This is a genomic window from Pseudomonas sp. Root569, from assembly GCF_001427465.1.
Classification (GTDB): Bacteria; Pseudomonadota; Gammaproteobacteria; order Pseudomonadales; family Pseudomonadaceae; genus Aquipseudomonas; species Aquipseudomonas synxantha.
This window is the reverse complement of record NZ_LMGQ01000012.1, coordinates 335,713-350,143: the sequence shown is the minus strand read 5'-3', so window position 1 is coordinate 350,143 and position 14,431 is coordinate 335,713. Positions and strand designations below refer to the sequence as shown.

Sequence of the window (14,431 nt, the reverse complement as noted above, 5' to 3'; positions counted from 1 at the left end):
GATCAAGGGATGGCGATGGACCGATTTCATGAGATGCAGGTATTCCTGGCGGTGGCCGAGGAGGAGGGTTTTGCGGCTGCTGCACGCCGCCTGAAGACCTCGCCACCCAGCGTGACCCGCGCCATTGCCGCTATGGAACAGCGCATCGGTACGCAACTGCTGGCACGCACCACGCGCAGCCTGCACCTGACCGATGCCGGCCAGCGTTACCTGGAAGATTGCCGGCGCATCCTCGCCGAACTGGAAGAGGCCGAGGAAGCGGCAGCGGGCAGTTACTCCATCCCCGGCGGTCACCTGACAGTGACCGCACCGGTGCTGTTTGGCGAGCTGTATGTGGCGCCTGTGCTGGGGGAGTACCTGGACCAGTTCCCCCTGGTGAACATCAGTGCCTTGCTGGTCGACCGTGTGGTCAATATGGCCGATGAAGGCGTCGATGTAGCGGTGCGTATCGGCCATCTGCACGAACCCGGGCAGCAGGCGATCAAGGTCGGCGAAGTGCGCCGGGTGGTGTGCGCATCGCCGGCTTATCTGGACCAACGTGGGCGCCCGCAGCGGCCTGAGCAATTGCGAGAAGCCAAGATCGTCACCTCATCGTCCAGCCAACTGGTCAGTGAATGGACGTTCGTCGACGCCGGCCAGCCGCTGAAGATAGCCATTGAGCCGCGTCTGAGCGTTACGGCGAACAATGCCGCAATCAACCTGTCGCGCCTGGGCTGGGGCATGACCCGTGTGCTGTCGTATCAAGTCGCGGCAGCGGTGGCGGCGGGTGAGCTGGAGCTGGTGCTGGAGGCTTTCGAACCGGCGCCGCTGCCGATCCACGTGGTGTTCCAGCAAAACGGTCGCATACCGGCCAAGGTCAATACCTTTGTGGATTTCTTAAGCCATCGCCTCGGGCAGGACCCGGCCCTGAACCCGGCGACGAAGCGGCGCGCCTGATGGAGCGCTTTCGCGATATGCAGCTGTTTGCGGCGCTGGCCGGGCAACCCAGCCTGGCCTCGGCGGCACGCCGTGCCCAGGTCTCCGGCCCGACCCTGGTACGTGCGGTTGCGCGCCTGGAGGCACGCCTGCGGGTGGTGTTGCTGCAGCGCAGCACACGTGGGGTCAACCTCACCGATGCAGGCCAGGCTTATCTTGCCGACTGTGTACGCCTGCTGGCAGCGGTGGACGCGGCCGAAGCCTCGGCCAACGGCGCCCATGTGCACGCCCAGGGCAACCTGCGGATATGCCTGCCGTTGCTGTTCAGCCGCTATGTGATGGCGCCACTGCTGGCTGGCTATATGGATCACTATCCGGCGGTGCGTGTCATCGCTAACTACCACGACTATTACCCCAACCTGCACGAAGAGGGCTTTGACGTGGCGGTGTGGGTGGGTGAGCTGCCCAACTCGTCGCTGATTGCACGGCAGGTCGGCCAGGTGCGCACCCTGCTGTGCGCCAGCCCCACGTATTTGGCGGCCAAAGGCGAGCCCCGGCATCCGGCCGACCTCAAGCAACATCATCTGATTGCCAGCGCCGAAGCGCTGCGATGGGATTTCCTGCATTACACCCTCAACGCCCGCGCCCGCCTCAGTTGCGCCACGGTGCAAGGCGCGATCAATGCGGCGGTGCAGGGCGCGGGGGTGATTCGTTGCCTCAGTTATCCGGTTCATGATCACCTCATAAATGGCCAACTGCGTCGTGTCTTGCCGGCCTTTGAAATGCCGCCGCTGCCGGTGCATGTGATCTACCGCGAAGGCCGCCATGCGCCCATGCGCGTGCGCAGTTTTGTCGACTACTGCGTCACCGCGTTGCGCGAACATCCGGCATTTCAGTTGGCGTAATAGTGGATTGCCCAGGGTGGGCATTCTCTGCAGGGTTGGGTAGGCGCAGCATTCGGTTATCCAACCAGAGGTGATCGCCATGAACTCGATCGAACAATCCCCTTGGCATGTCGGCGAACGGCAATTGCAGGAAAGTGCAGGCGTCGCCGAACGCATGGCCATGATCGGGCCGAAGGTCATTCGTGATTATTTGCCCGAGCAGCATCGTGATTTTTATCCGTTGTTGCCTTACCTCATTCTGGGTGTGGTGGACGAACAAGGTATCCCCTGGGCGACCATGCTGGAGGGCGCGCCAGGGTTTGCCCATTCACCGGATCCACAGGCGCTGCAAATCGACAGCCTGCCCGCCAGAAGCGACCCGGCCTGGGCTGGCATCACTCGTGGCGCGTCCGTTGGCCTGCTGGGCATCGACCTCGGCACCCGGCGTCGCAACCGCATGAACGGTCGGATCGGAGCGCTGGATCATGACGGCTTTGCGGTGAACGTGGTGCACACCTTCGGCAACTGCCCCAAGTACATCCAACTGCGGCCTGTCGCTGGGATTGCGCGCAAACCTGGCGATACAGCGGAGCGCAGCACCAGCCTGGACGCCGCCGCCCAAACGCTGATCCGCAACGCTGACACCTTCTTCGTCGCCAGCTACGTGGACCAGCACGGCGAACGCTCGGTGGACGTTTCCCATCGCGGCGGCAACACGGGGTTTGTGCGGGTAGAAGGCAACGTGCTGACCATCCCTGATTTTGCCGGCAACCTGTTCTTCAACACCCTCGGTAACCTGCACGCCAACCCGGTAGCGGGGTTGCTGTTTGTCGATTTTGAAACCGGCGACGTGCTGCACGTGGCGGGGCGTACATCATTGATTCTCAGCGGGCCGCCAGTGGCCGAGTTCGAGGGCGCGCAGCGCTTGTGGACGGTGACGGTGGAGCACGTGGTCCGCCGTCCGGCAGCATTGGCACTGCGCTGGCAGTTCGCAGAGTTTTCACCGCACAGCCTGGCAATGGGCACCTGGTAGCCTGGCACGCTCTCCCTGGCACAACTACCTCACTGATGCAGTGAGATCAAATGTGGGAGGGGCGGTGCGACGATTCGACTTGCTCCCGATGAGGTGGTGCCAGTCAGCACATCTGTGACTGACCCAAAGCCATCGGGAGCAAGCCCCCTCCCACAGAGAACGTCATTGCCTGTTGGGTTTGCGTTTGTTCATCAGGCCGCCGGGCATTCCCGGTTCAGCGCTTCATCGACCAGCAACTGCGCAATCTCAATCATCTGCACCACCGCCAGCACATGCTTGCGGCTCTGGCCGTCAAGCTGTTCGGCACAGTCGTAGGCACAGACAGTCGCTGACTCCAGCATTTCGCTGGCATTGCTCAAGGCGGCTTCAGTGCTGAGTCCGGGGCGGACGGTGAAAATGACATCGGGAGGTAGTTGTGGGTTGTCATCCGAGGGGGATGGCGGGGGATTGGGTGTGACTTTCTTCATGGCGAAGCTCCTATGAATGAGCACCTCCATTTCGCTACCACACGAAGTAAGGAGGCGACTGTACACGGGGTGGTAGACCGGTCATAGAAACCCGGCAGGCCGAAGCCTCCCATGCACAGCCGCCACAAAGCAGCCCGCACAAAAAAACGCCCTTGAGCGTTTTGGGGTCTATGAAAGAACTGGGCTACCACACCCATTCGCTGAATTTGCAGCGACCCGCGAAGGTTAGCGGTGAGGCTCATCGGACGCAACCCGAAGTTTGTGTAAGAGCGATCTGATGAACTCACTCCTTGGATCAACGTCGGCGGGTGGTAGTTGCCGGAAGGTTGATCAAGATGGAGGCGCAGGCGCTGGGGCTGAAAACGACAGCTATCTCACTGATGCAATGCGATCCAAATGTGGGAGGGGGCTTGCTCCCGATGAGGCCGTGTCAGTCAATACATCTGTGACTGACCCACCGCCATCGGGAGCAAGTCGAATCGTCGCATCGCCCCTCCCACATGGGGTCGGTGTACACCAAACCAGATGTGCGCTACCCCATTCAATACCGAATCATCACCGACTTAAGCTCGGTGTAATCCTCAATAAACGCACTGCCAAACTCCCGCCCAACCCCCGAAGACCGGCACCCACCAAACGGCACTGCCGGGTCGAGCAAGGTGTGCATGTTCACCCACAAGGTGCCCGCCTTGATCGCCGGGATCATGCGCAGGGCCTTGCCCAAATCGTTGGTCCACAGGCTGGCGCTCAGCCCATAGGGCCCGTGGTTCATCAGCGCCAGCAGCTCGTCTTCGTCGTCGTAGGGCAGGAAGGTGGCGATGGGGCCGAAGGTTTCTTCGTTGAGCAGGGTGTCGTGCAGGTGGTTGGCGAGGATCACCGTGGGTTCGACGTAGCAACCGGGGCGGTCGATAAGGTGGCCGCCGTGGATGATCGTGTTGTTTTCGGCGCGGGCCTGGTTGAAGTAGCCGAGCAGTTTGTGCTGGTGCTGCTGGTGTGTGACCGGGCCGAATTCGGTGTGTTCGTCCAAGGGGGAGCCAATGTTCAGGCGGCCGAGGCGCGTCTTGAGTTTTTCCAGCACGGCGTCGATTTGCGAGCGGTGCACGAAAAAGCGTTCGGCCGCCGCGCAGATTTGCCCCGAGTGCAAGAAGCCCGCTTCGATGATGCCGTCCACTGCCTTGTCCACGTCCATATCGGGCAGGAAGCCGGCGGCATTCTTGCCGCCCAGTTCCAGGGTCGCACGGGTGATGCCGGCGCCCATGGCGCTGCGGCCGACGGCGATGCCGGTGGGCACTGAGCCGGTGAATGAAACCTTGTGCGTGCCGGGGTGTTCCACCAGCCCCTTGCCGACATGGCCGCCGCCGGTGAGCACATTGAGCACACCCGCCGGCAGCCCGGCGTCGATGGCCAGTTCAGCGATGCGCAGCAGGGTCAAAGGCGTGAATTCGCTGGGCTTGATGATGATGCTGCAGCCGGTCACCAGCGCCGAGGCGAGTTTCCAGATGGCGATCATGGTCGAGAAATTCCACGGCACGATGCCAACCACCACGCCCACCGGCTCGCGCAGGGTAAAGGCGGTGTAGCGCTCGCCATTGAATGAAGGCAGGGATGGGGTCAGGGTATGGCCGCTGAGCTTGGTGGCCCAGCCAGCGTAGTAGCGCAGGAAGTGCGCGGCCTGGTCGACCTCGAAAGCGCGGGAAATCTGGATGATCTTGCCCGACTGGCAGGTTTCGATCTGCGCCAGTTCTTCACGGTGCTGTTCCAGCAGATCGGCCAGTTTCAGCAGCACGTTGCCACGGGTGGCGGGGGCGGCCTGGGACCACAGTTGGAAACCGCGGTTGGCGGACGCGACCGCTGCGTCGATATCGGCCAGGTCAGCATCGGCGACTTCGGCGATCACCTGGCCGTTGGCGGGGTTGGTCACGCTCAGGCTTTCAGTGGCGTGGCTGCGCACGTTGACACCGTCGATAAACACCCCATGGCGGCGACGCAGAAAGGCTTCGACTTGGGGCAGCAGCGGGATATCGCTCATGGCAGGTTCCTGGCAGTTCATAAAGAAAACCCGAGAGTAACCAACGCACCGATAATCGGCTTGACTGTGCCTGCCAGGTTTTATGCCTGTGCCTGCCGCACCTGTGAAAAGTACAAGTTTGCCTGCCGAATGTGCATTCTCCGCCTGCGTGAGCCGTTCGATACTGGCCCTGCATCCCGCGCCGTTCCGCGATCTGGAGCGCCTGCCGGACTTCCAATAATAAGCAGGGCTGTCCATGAAAAAGCCAAACCCGCTCCTCGAAGACCTCAAGCCCCTCCTGCCGGCCATCGCCGCCAATGCCAGCCGCGCCGAACAGCTGCGCCAAGTGCCGGATGAGAATATCGCCTTGCTCAAAAGCATCGGCCTGCACCGCGCCTTTCAGCCCAAGGCGTACGGCGGACTCGAGCTGTCATTGCCCGAATTCGCCGACTGCATCGCCTTGCTTGCCGGCAGTTGTGCCAGCACCGCCTGGGCCATGAGTTTGTTGTGCACCCATAGCCATCAGTTGGCGCTGTTCTCGGCTCGGTTGCAGGAGGAAATCTGGGGTGCCAACCCGGATGCCACGGCCAGCAGCAGTATTGCGCCGTTTGGTCGGGTCACCGAGGGCGAAGGCGGCGTGTACTTCAGCGGCGAGATGGGCTGGAGCAGCGGCTGCGACCATGGTGAGTGGGCAATTGTCGGCTGCCGCCGCCAGAATGCCGAAGGCACCCAGGATTACTGCTTTGCCGTGCTGCCGCGCAGTGACTATCAGATTCGCGACGACTGGTTCGCTGCCGGCATGAAAGGCAGCGGCACCAAAACCTTGATTATCGACAACGCCTGGGTGCCCGAGCACCGTATCCAGAAGGCCAAGGACATGATGGAGGGCAAGTCCGCAGGCTTTGGCCTCTACCCCGACAGCCAGATTTTCTACGCGCCTTATCGACCGTATTTCGCCAGTGGCTTTTCCACCGTCAGCCTTGGTGTGGCCGAGCGCATGCTCGACGTGTTCCGCGAAAAAACCAAGACCCGGGTGCGCGCCTACACCGGTGCCGCTGTGGGCGCCGCCACCCCGGCGTTGATGCGCCTGGCCGAGTCCACCCATCAGGTGGCCGCCGCCCGGGCGTTCCTGGAGAAGACCTGGCAGGAACACGCCGAGCACAGCGCCGCCCAACGTTACCCGACGCGCCAGACCCTGGCGTTCTGGCGCACCAATCAGGCCTATGCCACCAAAATGTGCATCGAAGCGGTGGATCGCCTGTTCGCCGCCGCGGGTGGCAATGCCTGGTTCGAACATAACGAGATGCAGCGCCTGTTCCGCGATTCCCATATGACCGGCGCCCATGCCTACACCGACTACGACGTCTGCGCGCAGATCCTCGGCCGTGAGCTGATGGGCCTGGAGCCCGACCCGAGCATGGTGTAGTCGCGTATTCCTCCATAACCATCAGGGCGGCCAATAGACGCCACCCGGGAGTCTTGCATGTCTGACATTTTCGACCCACGTGCCTTTCGCCGCGCCCTGGGCAACTTCGCCACCGGCGTGACCGTGGTCACCGCCGCCACCGCTTCCGGGCGCAAGGTGGGCGTGACCGCCAACAGTTTCAACTCGGTGTCCCTCGACCCGCCGCTGGTGCTGTGGAGCATCGACAAACGCTCCAATAGCCATGAGGTGTTCGAGGAGGCCAGCCACTTTGCCGTGAATGTGTTGGCGGCCGACCAGGTGCACCTGTCCGACAACTTTGCGCGCCCCCGTGAAGATCGCTTCGCCCTGATCGAATACGAGCCGGGGGAGGGCGGCTCGCCAGTGTTCGCCGATTGCTCGGCGCGCTTTCACTGCGAGAAATACCAGCAGATCGATGGCGGCGACCACTGGATCATGATCGGTAAGGTGGTGGCCTTCGACGACTTTGGCCGTGCGCCGCTGCTCTATCATCAAGGCGCCTATGCCGAGGTGCGGGCGCTGCCTCCGTGCGCGCCCGAGGGGGGTCAGAACGGTACGGCCACCACCAGCTGACTGTAGACATTGGTACCGCTGCCGCCGACCTGGTTACCGCCGGTGTCGGCATCTTTGTCGGGTTTGTACAGGCCCAGCAACGGCGTGATGATCAGGTGCTCGTTCACCGCCCATTCGGCGTACAGGTCCAGTTCGCGGCCATCGAGGTTCAACTGGCCGCGAGTGCTGACGGTGTTGTAGTCGAAGAACAATGCGCCGAGGGTGAGGTTCTCCAGCGGCTTGACCTTGAGCGCCACGTGTTGCACCGCTGTGTTGCTGTTGTAGGGGCCGGAATAGTTGCCCGCCACTTCGCCCTGTACCCAGGTGCCATAGCCGCGGTTGAAGCCTGCGAACATGCCGTCCCAGTTTTTTGAATAACGGGCGTAGCGGTAGGTAAGGTCCGGCGACCAGGGCAGGTCGGCGAAGGTGTAGCCGGCTTCGGCGTACCCAGCGTTCTGCTGGCTGTCGCGTCGGTCCTGGCGGGCCAGTTCGAAGGCGAAGTGGGCGTTGTCGATGCCGGCACTGCCGGCACCGCGCAGGCTGTAGAGGTTCATGCCTTTGCGCTGGCGTTGCAGGTCGGTAGCGAAACGCTCATCCACGTCGATCCCGTGTATATAGGTGAGCCCCAGGGTGCCCGGGGCGGCGCTGTATTCCAGGGTGCCCGCAGCCATTTCGGTTCTGGCTTGGGCGCGGTTGTCGGACTTGATCCACATCAGGCTGCCATGCACGCCATCCTTGCCGCCCAGGCGAATGACCGCGGTCTTGTCGAATGCATGGCGTGCAGCGATGTAGTAGGCGCCGCCGCGGTTGAACTCCCCATCGCCCACGCCATTACCGAGGTTGGGGCCGTCGTCGTTGATGATAAAACCGTCGCCCAGCATGATGACCTGGCGGCCGAACGACAGGTCTACACCGTCTGTGCCCAGTGCCGGGAACAGCTCGCCGGAGCGCCAGCCAGCGAAGGCTTCGTCAAACTTGGTGGTGCGCTCGGTGCCGTTGGTGACCCCGGATGCATCGCCATCGCCCCAGGTGCCGGAACTCACCAGGTTGGCCGTGCCATAGACGCCGCCCAGGCTACCCAGGTTTTGCTCGACGCTCAGGCCGTACTTGATAAACGCCTCGCGCCAGGTGGAGCCGCCGCGGCGGCCGTCGTAATTTTTCGGACTGTTGAACATCCCATACACAGCGAGGAAGTTTCCCGTAACCTGGGTGTCGGCATCGGCGTACAACTCGACGGCATGAGCTTGCCCGGCCAACAGCGCGACGCCTATGACGACCGCTTGGCGTAGACGGCGGTTTTTCAGTGTGTGCTCCATTGTTATTGTCCCCATCTTGGTTAAGAGTGAGGGCGCATTAGGGCGAGGGGCGTCAAGCCAAGTCTTTGCCATGCGTGCCAGGGAATTGACCCTGGCCGCCAGGTGCTACGCCGTGGCAGGCAGCTACAAAACCAGCGGCAGACAGGGGCAAGACGATCAACGCGGGTGGGGCGCAGAGTGCCGACACACTAAAAAAACCGCTTTCGAGGACCCCACCATGTCGATCAACGACCGACTCACCGCGCACCTCAACCGAGGCACGGTAGGTTTCCCCACCGCGTTGGCCAGCACCATTGGCCTGATCATGGCCAGCCCGGTGATTCTTACCGCCACCATGGGCTTCGGCATCGGCGGAAGTGCGTTTGCCCTGGCAATGCTGATCGCCGTGGTGATGATGCTGGCCCAGGCGACCACCTTCGCCGAGGCCGCGTCGATGCTGCCCACCACCGGTTCGGTGTACGACTACATCAATTGCGGCATGGGCCGGTTCTTCGCGATCACCGGCACCCTGTCGGCGTATCTGATCGTGCATGTGTTCGCCGGCACTGCCGAAACCATCCTCGCCGGGGTGATGGCGCTGGTGAACTTCGAACACCTCAATACCCTGGCAGAATCGGCCGGCGGCTCGTGGTTGCTGGGCGTGGGGTTCGTGCTGGTGTTCGGGGTGCTGAATGCTTTCGGGGTCAGCGCCTTTGGCCGCGCAGAGATCATCCTTACGTTCGGCATGTGGACCACCCTGATGGTGTTCGGCGTGCTGGGCTTGATCGCCGCGCCAGCGGTGCAACTGGACGGCTGGTTCGGGGAATCGCTGGTGGGCACTGACCTGGTCACCGTGTTGTCGCTGGTGGGCATGGCGATGTTCATGTTCGTCGGCTGCGAGTTCGTCACCCCGCTGGCGCCGGACCTGCGCCAATCGGCCAAGGTGATGCCACGGGCGATGATGCTCGGGCTGATGGGCGTGGCGACGTGCATGTTTATCTATGGCGCCGCGATGAAGCGCCAGGTGGCAAACGTGGTGCTCGACGCCGCCTCCGGCGTGCACCTGTTGGACACACCCATGGCCATCCCCCGGTTCGCCGAGCAGGTGATGGGGCAGATCGGGCCGCTGTGGCTGGGCATTGGCTTCCTGTTCGCCGGCGCTGCAACCATCAATACCCTGATGGCTGGCGTACCGCGCATCCTCTATGGCATGGCGGTGGATGGCGCGTTACCGAAGGTGTTCACCTACCTGCACCCGCGCTTCAAGACACCGCTGTTGTGCATCCTGGTGGCCATGCTGATCCCGTGCCTGCATGCGCTGTACCTGGGCGGCAACACCGACAACATCATGCATCTGGTGCTGGCGGCGGTGTGCGCGTGGAGTTTTGCCTACCTGCTGGTGACGCTGTCTGTGGTGATCCTGCGCATTCGCCGTCCGGATTTGCCCCGGGCGTACCGATCGCCGTGGTTCCCGCTGCCGCAGGTCGTGTCGAGCATCGGCATCCTGCTGGGCATGTGGTTTATCACCCCGCCCGGCATGAACCCTGCCGACATCTACGTGCCATTTGGAGTGATGCTTGGCGTAACGGCGACCTACGCGTTGTTCTGGACCTTGGTGGTACAGAAGGTCAACCCCTTCAAGCCCGCTTGCGTCGCGGAGGTGTTGGCCAAGGAATTCAGTCATGAACCGGGACATGCCCATGAGCCTTATAGCGACTTTGCGGCAAAAACTGTTTGAACTGTTCAGCGCTGATCGCGCACCGAGCGGCTATCGACCCGGGGTGACCCTGGCGCGCTTGCGGCGTGATCTTGGCCTGGCGAAACTCGACGTGGGCGGGGCGGTATTTGAGCTGGTCGAGCGCACCGAATCGCAGTTGTTGATGCATCTGGTCATGACGGAGTTCGTGTTGCACGTACCCACGCCTACCTCAGGGGCGGGCAGCTTCGAGGTGCACCATGGCGGGGCTATTCGGCGCAACGGCATCCGCGTGCGGCAACGTTCTGGCAACCAGGCCCTGGGGCCTGAGTTGCAGGCGCGTTTGCTGGCGGACAAAGGGTTATTCGAAGCGCTGATGCCCCTGGATTTCAAGCGTCTGCGTATCGACCTCAAGGACCGGCAATGGTGCGTGCGCCTGGAGCATATGGGCGGGAGCGAAGTGGTCAACCGCATGCCGGCGTTTCGGCGTTATATCGCTGTAAGCCCGGAGCAACGCAACTATTTACTGGCGGCGTTGGCTGGCATGAAGCGGGTACTGTCGAATCTCTGATTGGCATCATTAGTGCTTCTGCAAAGGCCAAACGAGTTGTTGTTGCGCGCATATAGATAACATGTTAACTATTGCACCAGAACAACAAAAAGAACGCCACTGCGGAGACACCCCATGAGCATCCCACAGCATGCACCCGACGGGCTCGACAGCTGGAACCGCGAACTGCGCGCCGCGTGCGGCCACTTCGACACCGAACTGGCCTTCAACCGTTCGCTGTTTATCGGCGAGATTCACAACCTGCCCCGTGGCCTGGCCATCCTGCGCACCAATGCCGGGCTGATCAAGCGCCTCACGCACCATGCCGACCACGACAACGACCAGGAATGTTTCCTGGTCAGCCAGCGCAGCGGCTATGCGCAGATCACCCAGAACGACCAGACCGTGCAACTGGCCCCTGGCGAGATGCTGCTGATGGACTCGGTAGGCTCTATCGAAATCACTCCCTTCGGCTTGATCGAACACGCCTCGTTGTCCCTCTCGCGCACTGAGGTGTGCAAGCACCTGCGCGGCAAGGGGCGGGCCTTTGGCAAGATTTCATCGACCAAGGCCTGTGGGCGCATGTTGCATGTGCTGATGGATCAATTGTGCAAGGACGACACCGAAGACAACGCCACGGAAGTGGAAGCACTGCAAACGGCCTTCGTATCACTGTTGGGGTCGGCGCTGGAGCAGGGCGATGAGTGCCACGAAGGTGTGGCCTCGTTGCAGGGCAATAACCTGCGCAGCTATGTGCAAAAAGTCATCGACGAGTCACTGGGCCAACCTGGCCTGAGCCCGATTGGCCTGGCCAACCGCCTGAATATCTCGGTGCGGCACCTCTACCGTTTGTTCGAGGAGCAGGACGACAGCGTCTGCCGCTATATCCAGCGGGCGCGGCTCAAGCGCAGTGCGGACGACTTGACCAACCCGTTCCTGCGCAGTGAATCGATCACCTCGATTGCCTACAAATGGGGCTTTACCGACTCGGCGCATTTCAGCCGATCATTCAAGAAACAGTTCGAAGTGTCGCCCAAGGATTTTCGCTCCAGCCGGTTGCAGGCGGTGGGGGCATAAACAGCTTCTTCAATGTGCATGAGATCCAATGTGGGAGGGGGCTTGCTCCCGATAGCAGTGTGTCAGCCAGCACATGTGTAGCTGAAACAGCGCTATCGGGAGCAAGCCCCCTCCCACATTGGACCGAGTTAAGATTCAGATTTCGGGCAGGGTGGAGCCACCGTCTACCACCAAGGTCTGCCCGGTGATATAGCCAGCCAGGTCAGAAGCCAGAAACAACATCGCGCCGGCAATATCCGCAGCCGCGCCCAAACGCCCCAGTGGCACGCGGTTGGCGATGCTGTCGTTCAACGCGGTATCGCCCAGGTTGCTCATCGCCGGCGTGGCGATCATGCCCGGTTCCACGCCATTGACCCGCACACTCAACGGCGCCAACTCCAGTGCAGCATTACGGATAAACCCATTCACCCCCGCCTTTGACGCCGCATAGTGGCTCAGTCCCGGATAACCCACCCGATTGCCGGTGACCGAAGACGTCACCAGCACGCAACCCCGGCCTTGCTCACGAAACATCGGTAACGCCGCCTGGGTCAGCCAGAACAGCGCCGAAAGGTTTACCGCCAAGGTGCGTTGCAGGATCTGCGGGGTGATGTCAGCGAACGCGGTCAGCGGGAAATAGCCAGCGTTGTGCACCAGAATATCCAGTTGCGCCAACCCTTGAACGCAGGCGAACACCGCCTCGGCTTGCGCCAGGTCAACGCCCACGGCCTCGACCTGATAGCCCTGCGCGCACAACCCAGCGGCCACCCTTTCAGCTTGTTCAAGCAGGCGATCAGCAATCACCACCCGCGCACCGCGTTGGGCAAAGGCTTCGACGATGCCCAGGCCAATCCCCTGGGCGCCGCCGGTGACCAGCGCAACTTGGCCGCTGAAATCCAGATCATTGGGCATGGGCAGGCTCCAGGCGCGTAAACGCCAGCGTCGGCACGTCGACGATGCTGGACCCACCGTCCGCCACCAAGGTCGCCCCGGTAATGATCGATGCGTCGTCGCCGGCCAGGAAGCGGCATACCTTGGCGATCTCTTCGGCCCGGGCGGCACGGCGCAGGGGTACATCGGCACACACGCGCTCGTACGCCTGCTGCAAGGTGTCGCCGTGCGCCTCCATCAACGGCTGCATCTCGGCATCGGCCATCGGCGTGTGCACCCAGCCCGGGCACACCGCGTTCACGCGCACGCCGTGGGGGCCGTAGTCCCGTGCCAGCGAGCGATTAAGCCCGAGCAACGCATGTTTGGCCGTGGTGTAGCCGCACACCTCGGGCCCTGCTGCGAGGGAGGCAATGGAGCCGATCAGCACGATACTGCCGGCGCTTTCCCGCAACAGCGGCAGGCAGGCGCGGGCACTGTAGAACGCGCTGTCCAGGTTACTGCGCAGCGCCGCTTCCCACGTAGACGGGCTGGTCTGGGTCGCGCTGCCCAGGCCATGACCGCCGGCACACGCCAGCAGCACGTCGATACGCCCGTAGTGGGCGTGAATCTCGCGGATAAAACCATCCCAGGTGTCGGGGCAGGCGGCATCGCCCACCAGGATCAGGCCGCCGCTGGCCTGCGCCACCTGTTCCAGTGGCTCSCGGCGCCGGCCGATCAGTACCAGCCGTGCGCCTTCCTGCGCGTACAGCCGGGCACAGGCGGCGCCGATGCCGGTGCCGGCCCCGGTGATCACTACCGTGCGCGCCTCAGTCACGGGGGTACTCCGTGCGGTTGAGCACCTGGCAATAGGAACTGATCGGGAAGTTCGACAGCGCGTCGAAGGATGCCCCCGCATAGCCGAAGATCTTGCCGTCGCTGCGGTGTTGTTGCAGGTCGATCAGCACCAGGCCGAGGGTGGGCACGATCTTCTCCTGCCAGACGAACAGGTACAGCTGCTCGGCGATCTTGTAGTAATGGCAGCGGTCGGTGTCGCACAAGCCTTTCTCCACACCCTCAAGGCATTGCCAGGCGTAGAACTGCGGGTTGAGGTAGATGTGCTCGTAGACTTCGCTGGGGCTATAGCGATACTGGTTGCGCAGGCCCACCAGCTCGTCGGTCGGCGCGTGCAGGCAGTGGCCGTCCTGCCAGGGCCGGTCGAGGCTGCCGTGGAGGAAGTCGGCGTGCACCGAGGTCAGCGGCTTGCCGGCCAGGGCGCGGTGATAGAGCCCTTCATGGGTGTCTGCCTGATCCGGCAGACGGCCAATCACGGCGGTAAACGACGCATTCGGCGTGTCCAGCACCAGGCTGATCGACCAGCTTTGCCCGGCCTCGTGCTTGATGAAATCCACCAGGTACAGACCCGGGCGAATCGAACTGGCGCGGTAGGCTGCGCTGCCGCTGGAGTGACCATCGGCAGCGTGCCAGGCCAGGCGCTCCTGCTCGAAACGGTGTTCGATCTGCCAGCCATTGGCGAAGTGCAAGGTGAAGGTCTGGCCGGCCAGGTCGGCAAGGTTTGGCAGAATGAACGCCTCGGGTGCAAAACCGTCGGCCAGGGCACCCACGGTGATCCAGTCAGAAGTACTCGTCATGGCAACGCCCTT

Annotated in this window: 13 protein-coding genes and 1 pseudogene; 8 read left to right on the top strand and 6 right to left on the bottom strand. The window is 62.6% G+C overall.

Features of this window, described 5'->3' with window-relative positions:
* Positions 1-15 precede the first annotated feature (15 nt).
* The 3 genes from ASD70_RS13255 (at position 16) to ASD70_RS13245 (ending at position 2,832) form a co-directional block, all read left to right on the top strand.
* Entirely contained in the window at positions 16-936 is a 921-nt protein-coding gene (locus ASD70_RS13255; RefSeq protein ID WP_056846736.1) for a LysR family transcriptional regulator, read from the top strand.
* Positions 936-1,820 carry a LysR family transcriptional regulator gene (locus ASD70_RS13250; protein WP_056846674.1) on the top strand — a complete coding sequence of 295 codons (885 nt, stop codon included), beginning with the start codon at positions 936-938 and terminating at the stop codon, positions 1,818-1,820. The genes ASD70_RS13255 and ASD70_RS13250 overlap by 1 nt, the downstream gene beginning before the upstream one ends.
* A gap of 79 nt (positions 1,821-1,899) precedes the next feature.
* Entirely contained in the window at positions 1,900-2,832 is a 933-nt protein-coding gene (locus ASD70_RS13245) for a pyridoxamine 5'-phosphate oxidase family protein (RefSeq protein ID WP_056846673.1), read from the top strand.
* Between the two features lie 191 nt (positions 2,833-3,023).
* Here ASD70_RS13245 and ASD70_RS13240 read toward each other — a convergent pair whose 3' ends face one another.
* Both ASD70_RS13240 and ASD70_RS13235 read right to left on the bottom strand, forming a co-directional pair.
* Positions 3,024-3,299: a DUF6124 family protein gene (locus tag ASD70_RS13240; protein WP_032880349.1), complete on the bottom strand. Its 276-nt coding sequence runs from the start codon at positions 3,297-3,299 to the stop codon at positions 3,024-3,026.
* Positions 3,300-3,840: 541 nt separating this feature from the next.
* The gene (locus ASD70_RS13235; RefSeq protein ID WP_056846672.1) at positions 3,841-5,328 is read right to left on the bottom strand and encodes an aldehyde dehydrogenase family protein; all 1,488 of its coding nucleotides are present in this window, start codon (positions 5,326-5,328) and stop codon (positions 3,841-3,843) included.
* 235 nt (positions 5,329-5,563) lie between these two features.
* On the opposite strand from ASD70_RS13235, the gene ASD70_RS13230 reads away from it, so the two are divergent.
* Positions 5,564-6,733 carry a p-hydroxyphenylacetate 3-hydroxylase oxygenase component gene (locus ASD70_RS13230; protein ID WP_056846671.1) on the top strand — a complete coding sequence of 390 codons (1,170 nt, stop codon included), beginning with the start codon at positions 5,564-5,566 and terminating at the stop codon, positions 6,731-6,733.
* 57 nt (positions 6,734-6,790) lie between these two features.
* A pseudogene (locus tag ASD70_RS13225) lies at positions 6,791-7,264 on the top strand (flavin reductase family protein); the annotation flags it as partial.
* Positions 7,265-7,296: 32 nt separating this feature from the next.
* Here the strand turns inward: ASD70_RS13225 and ASD70_RS13220 are convergent.
* Entirely contained in the window at positions 7,297-8,619 is a 1,323-nt protein-coding gene (locus tag ASD70_RS13220; protein WP_056846669.1) for a hypothetical protein, read from the bottom strand.
* A 217-nt stretch (positions 8,620-8,836) separates the two neighbouring features.
* Here ASD70_RS13220 and ASD70_RS13215 point away from each other — a divergent pair, with 217 nt between their 5' ends.
* The 3 genes from ASD70_RS13215 to feaR all read left to right on the top strand — a co-directional run bounded on the left by ASD70_RS13215 (position 8,837) and on the right by feaR (position 11,921).
* Complete coding sequence (locus ASD70_RS13215; RefSeq protein ID WP_056846668.1) at positions 8,837-10,336, top strand: APC family permease; 1,500 nt, start codon at positions 8,837-8,839, stop codon at positions 10,334-10,336.
* Positions 10,299-10,865: a DUF3156 family protein gene (locus tag ASD70_RS13210; protein WP_056846667.1), complete on the top strand. Its 567-nt coding sequence runs from the start codon at positions 10,299-10,301 to the stop codon at positions 10,863-10,865. The genes ASD70_RS13215 and ASD70_RS13210 overlap by 38 nt, the downstream gene beginning before the upstream one ends.
* 114 nt (positions 10,866-10,979) lie before the next feature.
* Positions 10,980-11,921: a transcriptional regulator FeaR gene (gene feaR, locus ASD70_RS13205; RefSeq protein WP_056846666.1), complete on the top strand. Its 942-nt coding sequence runs from the start codon at positions 10,980-10,982 to the stop codon at positions 11,919-11,921.
* 135 nt (positions 11,922-12,056) lie between these two features.
* On the opposite strand, the gene ASD70_RS13200 is transcribed toward feaR, so the two are convergent.
* From ASD70_RS13200 to ASD70_RS13190, 3 genes are read right to left on the bottom strand one after another with little or no spacing between them, the layout of a single operon-like run.
* Positions 12,057-12,812 (bottom strand): SDR family oxidoreductase, encoded by a 756-nt coding sequence (locus tag ASD70_RS13200; protein WP_056846665.1) that lies wholly within the window; start codon positions 12,810-12,812, stop codon positions 12,057-12,059.
* Complete coding sequence (locus ASD70_RS13195; protein ID WP_046068800.1) at positions 12,802-13,605, bottom strand: SDR family NAD(P)-dependent oxidoreductase; 804 nt, start codon at positions 13,603-13,605, stop codon at positions 12,802-12,804. The genes ASD70_RS13200 and ASD70_RS13195 overlap by 11 nt, the downstream gene beginning before the upstream one ends.
* Positions 13,598-14,419, bottom strand: a complete 822-nt coding sequence (locus ASD70_RS13190) for a molybdenum cofactor biosynthesis F family protein (RefSeq protein WP_056846664.1) — start codon at positions 14,417-14,419, stop codon at positions 13,598-13,600. Before ASD70_RS13190 ends, ASD70_RS13195 begins: the two co-directional genes overlap by 8 nt.
* Positions 14,420-14,431 lie beyond the last annotated feature (12 nt).

Excerpts from the sequence above, each read along its gene's own strand:
- ASD70_RS13255 (WP_056846736.1), top strand. The coding sequence starts at position 16 with ATGGACCGATTTCATGAGATGCAGGTATTCCTGGCGGTGGCCGAGGAG.
- ASD70_RS13250 (WP_056846674.1), top strand. The coding sequence starts at position 936 with ATGGAGCGCTTTCGCGATATGCAGCTGTTTGCGGCGCTGGCCGGGCAA.
- ASD70_RS13245 (WP_056846673.1), top strand. The coding sequence starts at position 1,900 with ATGAACTCGATCGAACAATCCCCTTGGCATGTCGGCGAACGGCAATTG.
- ASD70_RS13240 (WP_032880349.1), bottom strand. The coding sequence starts at position 3,299 with ATGAAGAAAGTCACACCCAATCCCCCGCCATCCCCCTCGGATGACAAC.
- ASD70_RS13235 (WP_056846672.1), bottom strand. The coding sequence starts at position 5,328 with ATGAGCGATATCCCGCTGCTGCCCCAAGTCGAAGCCTTTCTGCGTCGC.
- ASD70_RS13230 (WP_056846671.1), top strand. The coding sequence starts at position 5,564 with ATGAAAAAGCCAAACCCGCTCCTCGAAGACCTCAAGCCCCTCCTGCCG.
- ASD70_RS13220 (WP_056846669.1), bottom strand. The coding sequence starts at position 8,619 with ATGGAGCACACACTGAAAAACCGCCGTCTACGCCAAGCGGTCGTCATA.
- ASD70_RS13215 (WP_056846668.1), top strand. The coding sequence starts at position 8,837 with ATGTCGATCAACGACCGACTCACCGCGCACCTCAACCGAGGCACGGTA.
- ASD70_RS13210 (WP_056846667.1), top strand. The coding sequence starts at position 10,299 with ATGAGCCTTATAGCGACTTTGCGGCAAAAACTGTTTGAACTGTTCAGC.
- feaR (WP_056846666.1), top strand. The coding sequence starts at position 10,980 with ATGAGCATCCCACAGCATGCACCCGACGGGCTCGACAGCTGGAACCGC.
- ASD70_RS13200 (WP_056846665.1), bottom strand. The coding sequence starts at position 12,812 with ATGCCCAATGATCTGGATTTCAGCGGCCAAGTTGCGCTGGTCACCGGC.
- ASD70_RS13190 (WP_056846664.1), bottom strand. The coding sequence starts at position 14,419 with ATGACGAGTACTTCTGACTGGATCACCGTGGGTGCCCTGGCCGACGGT.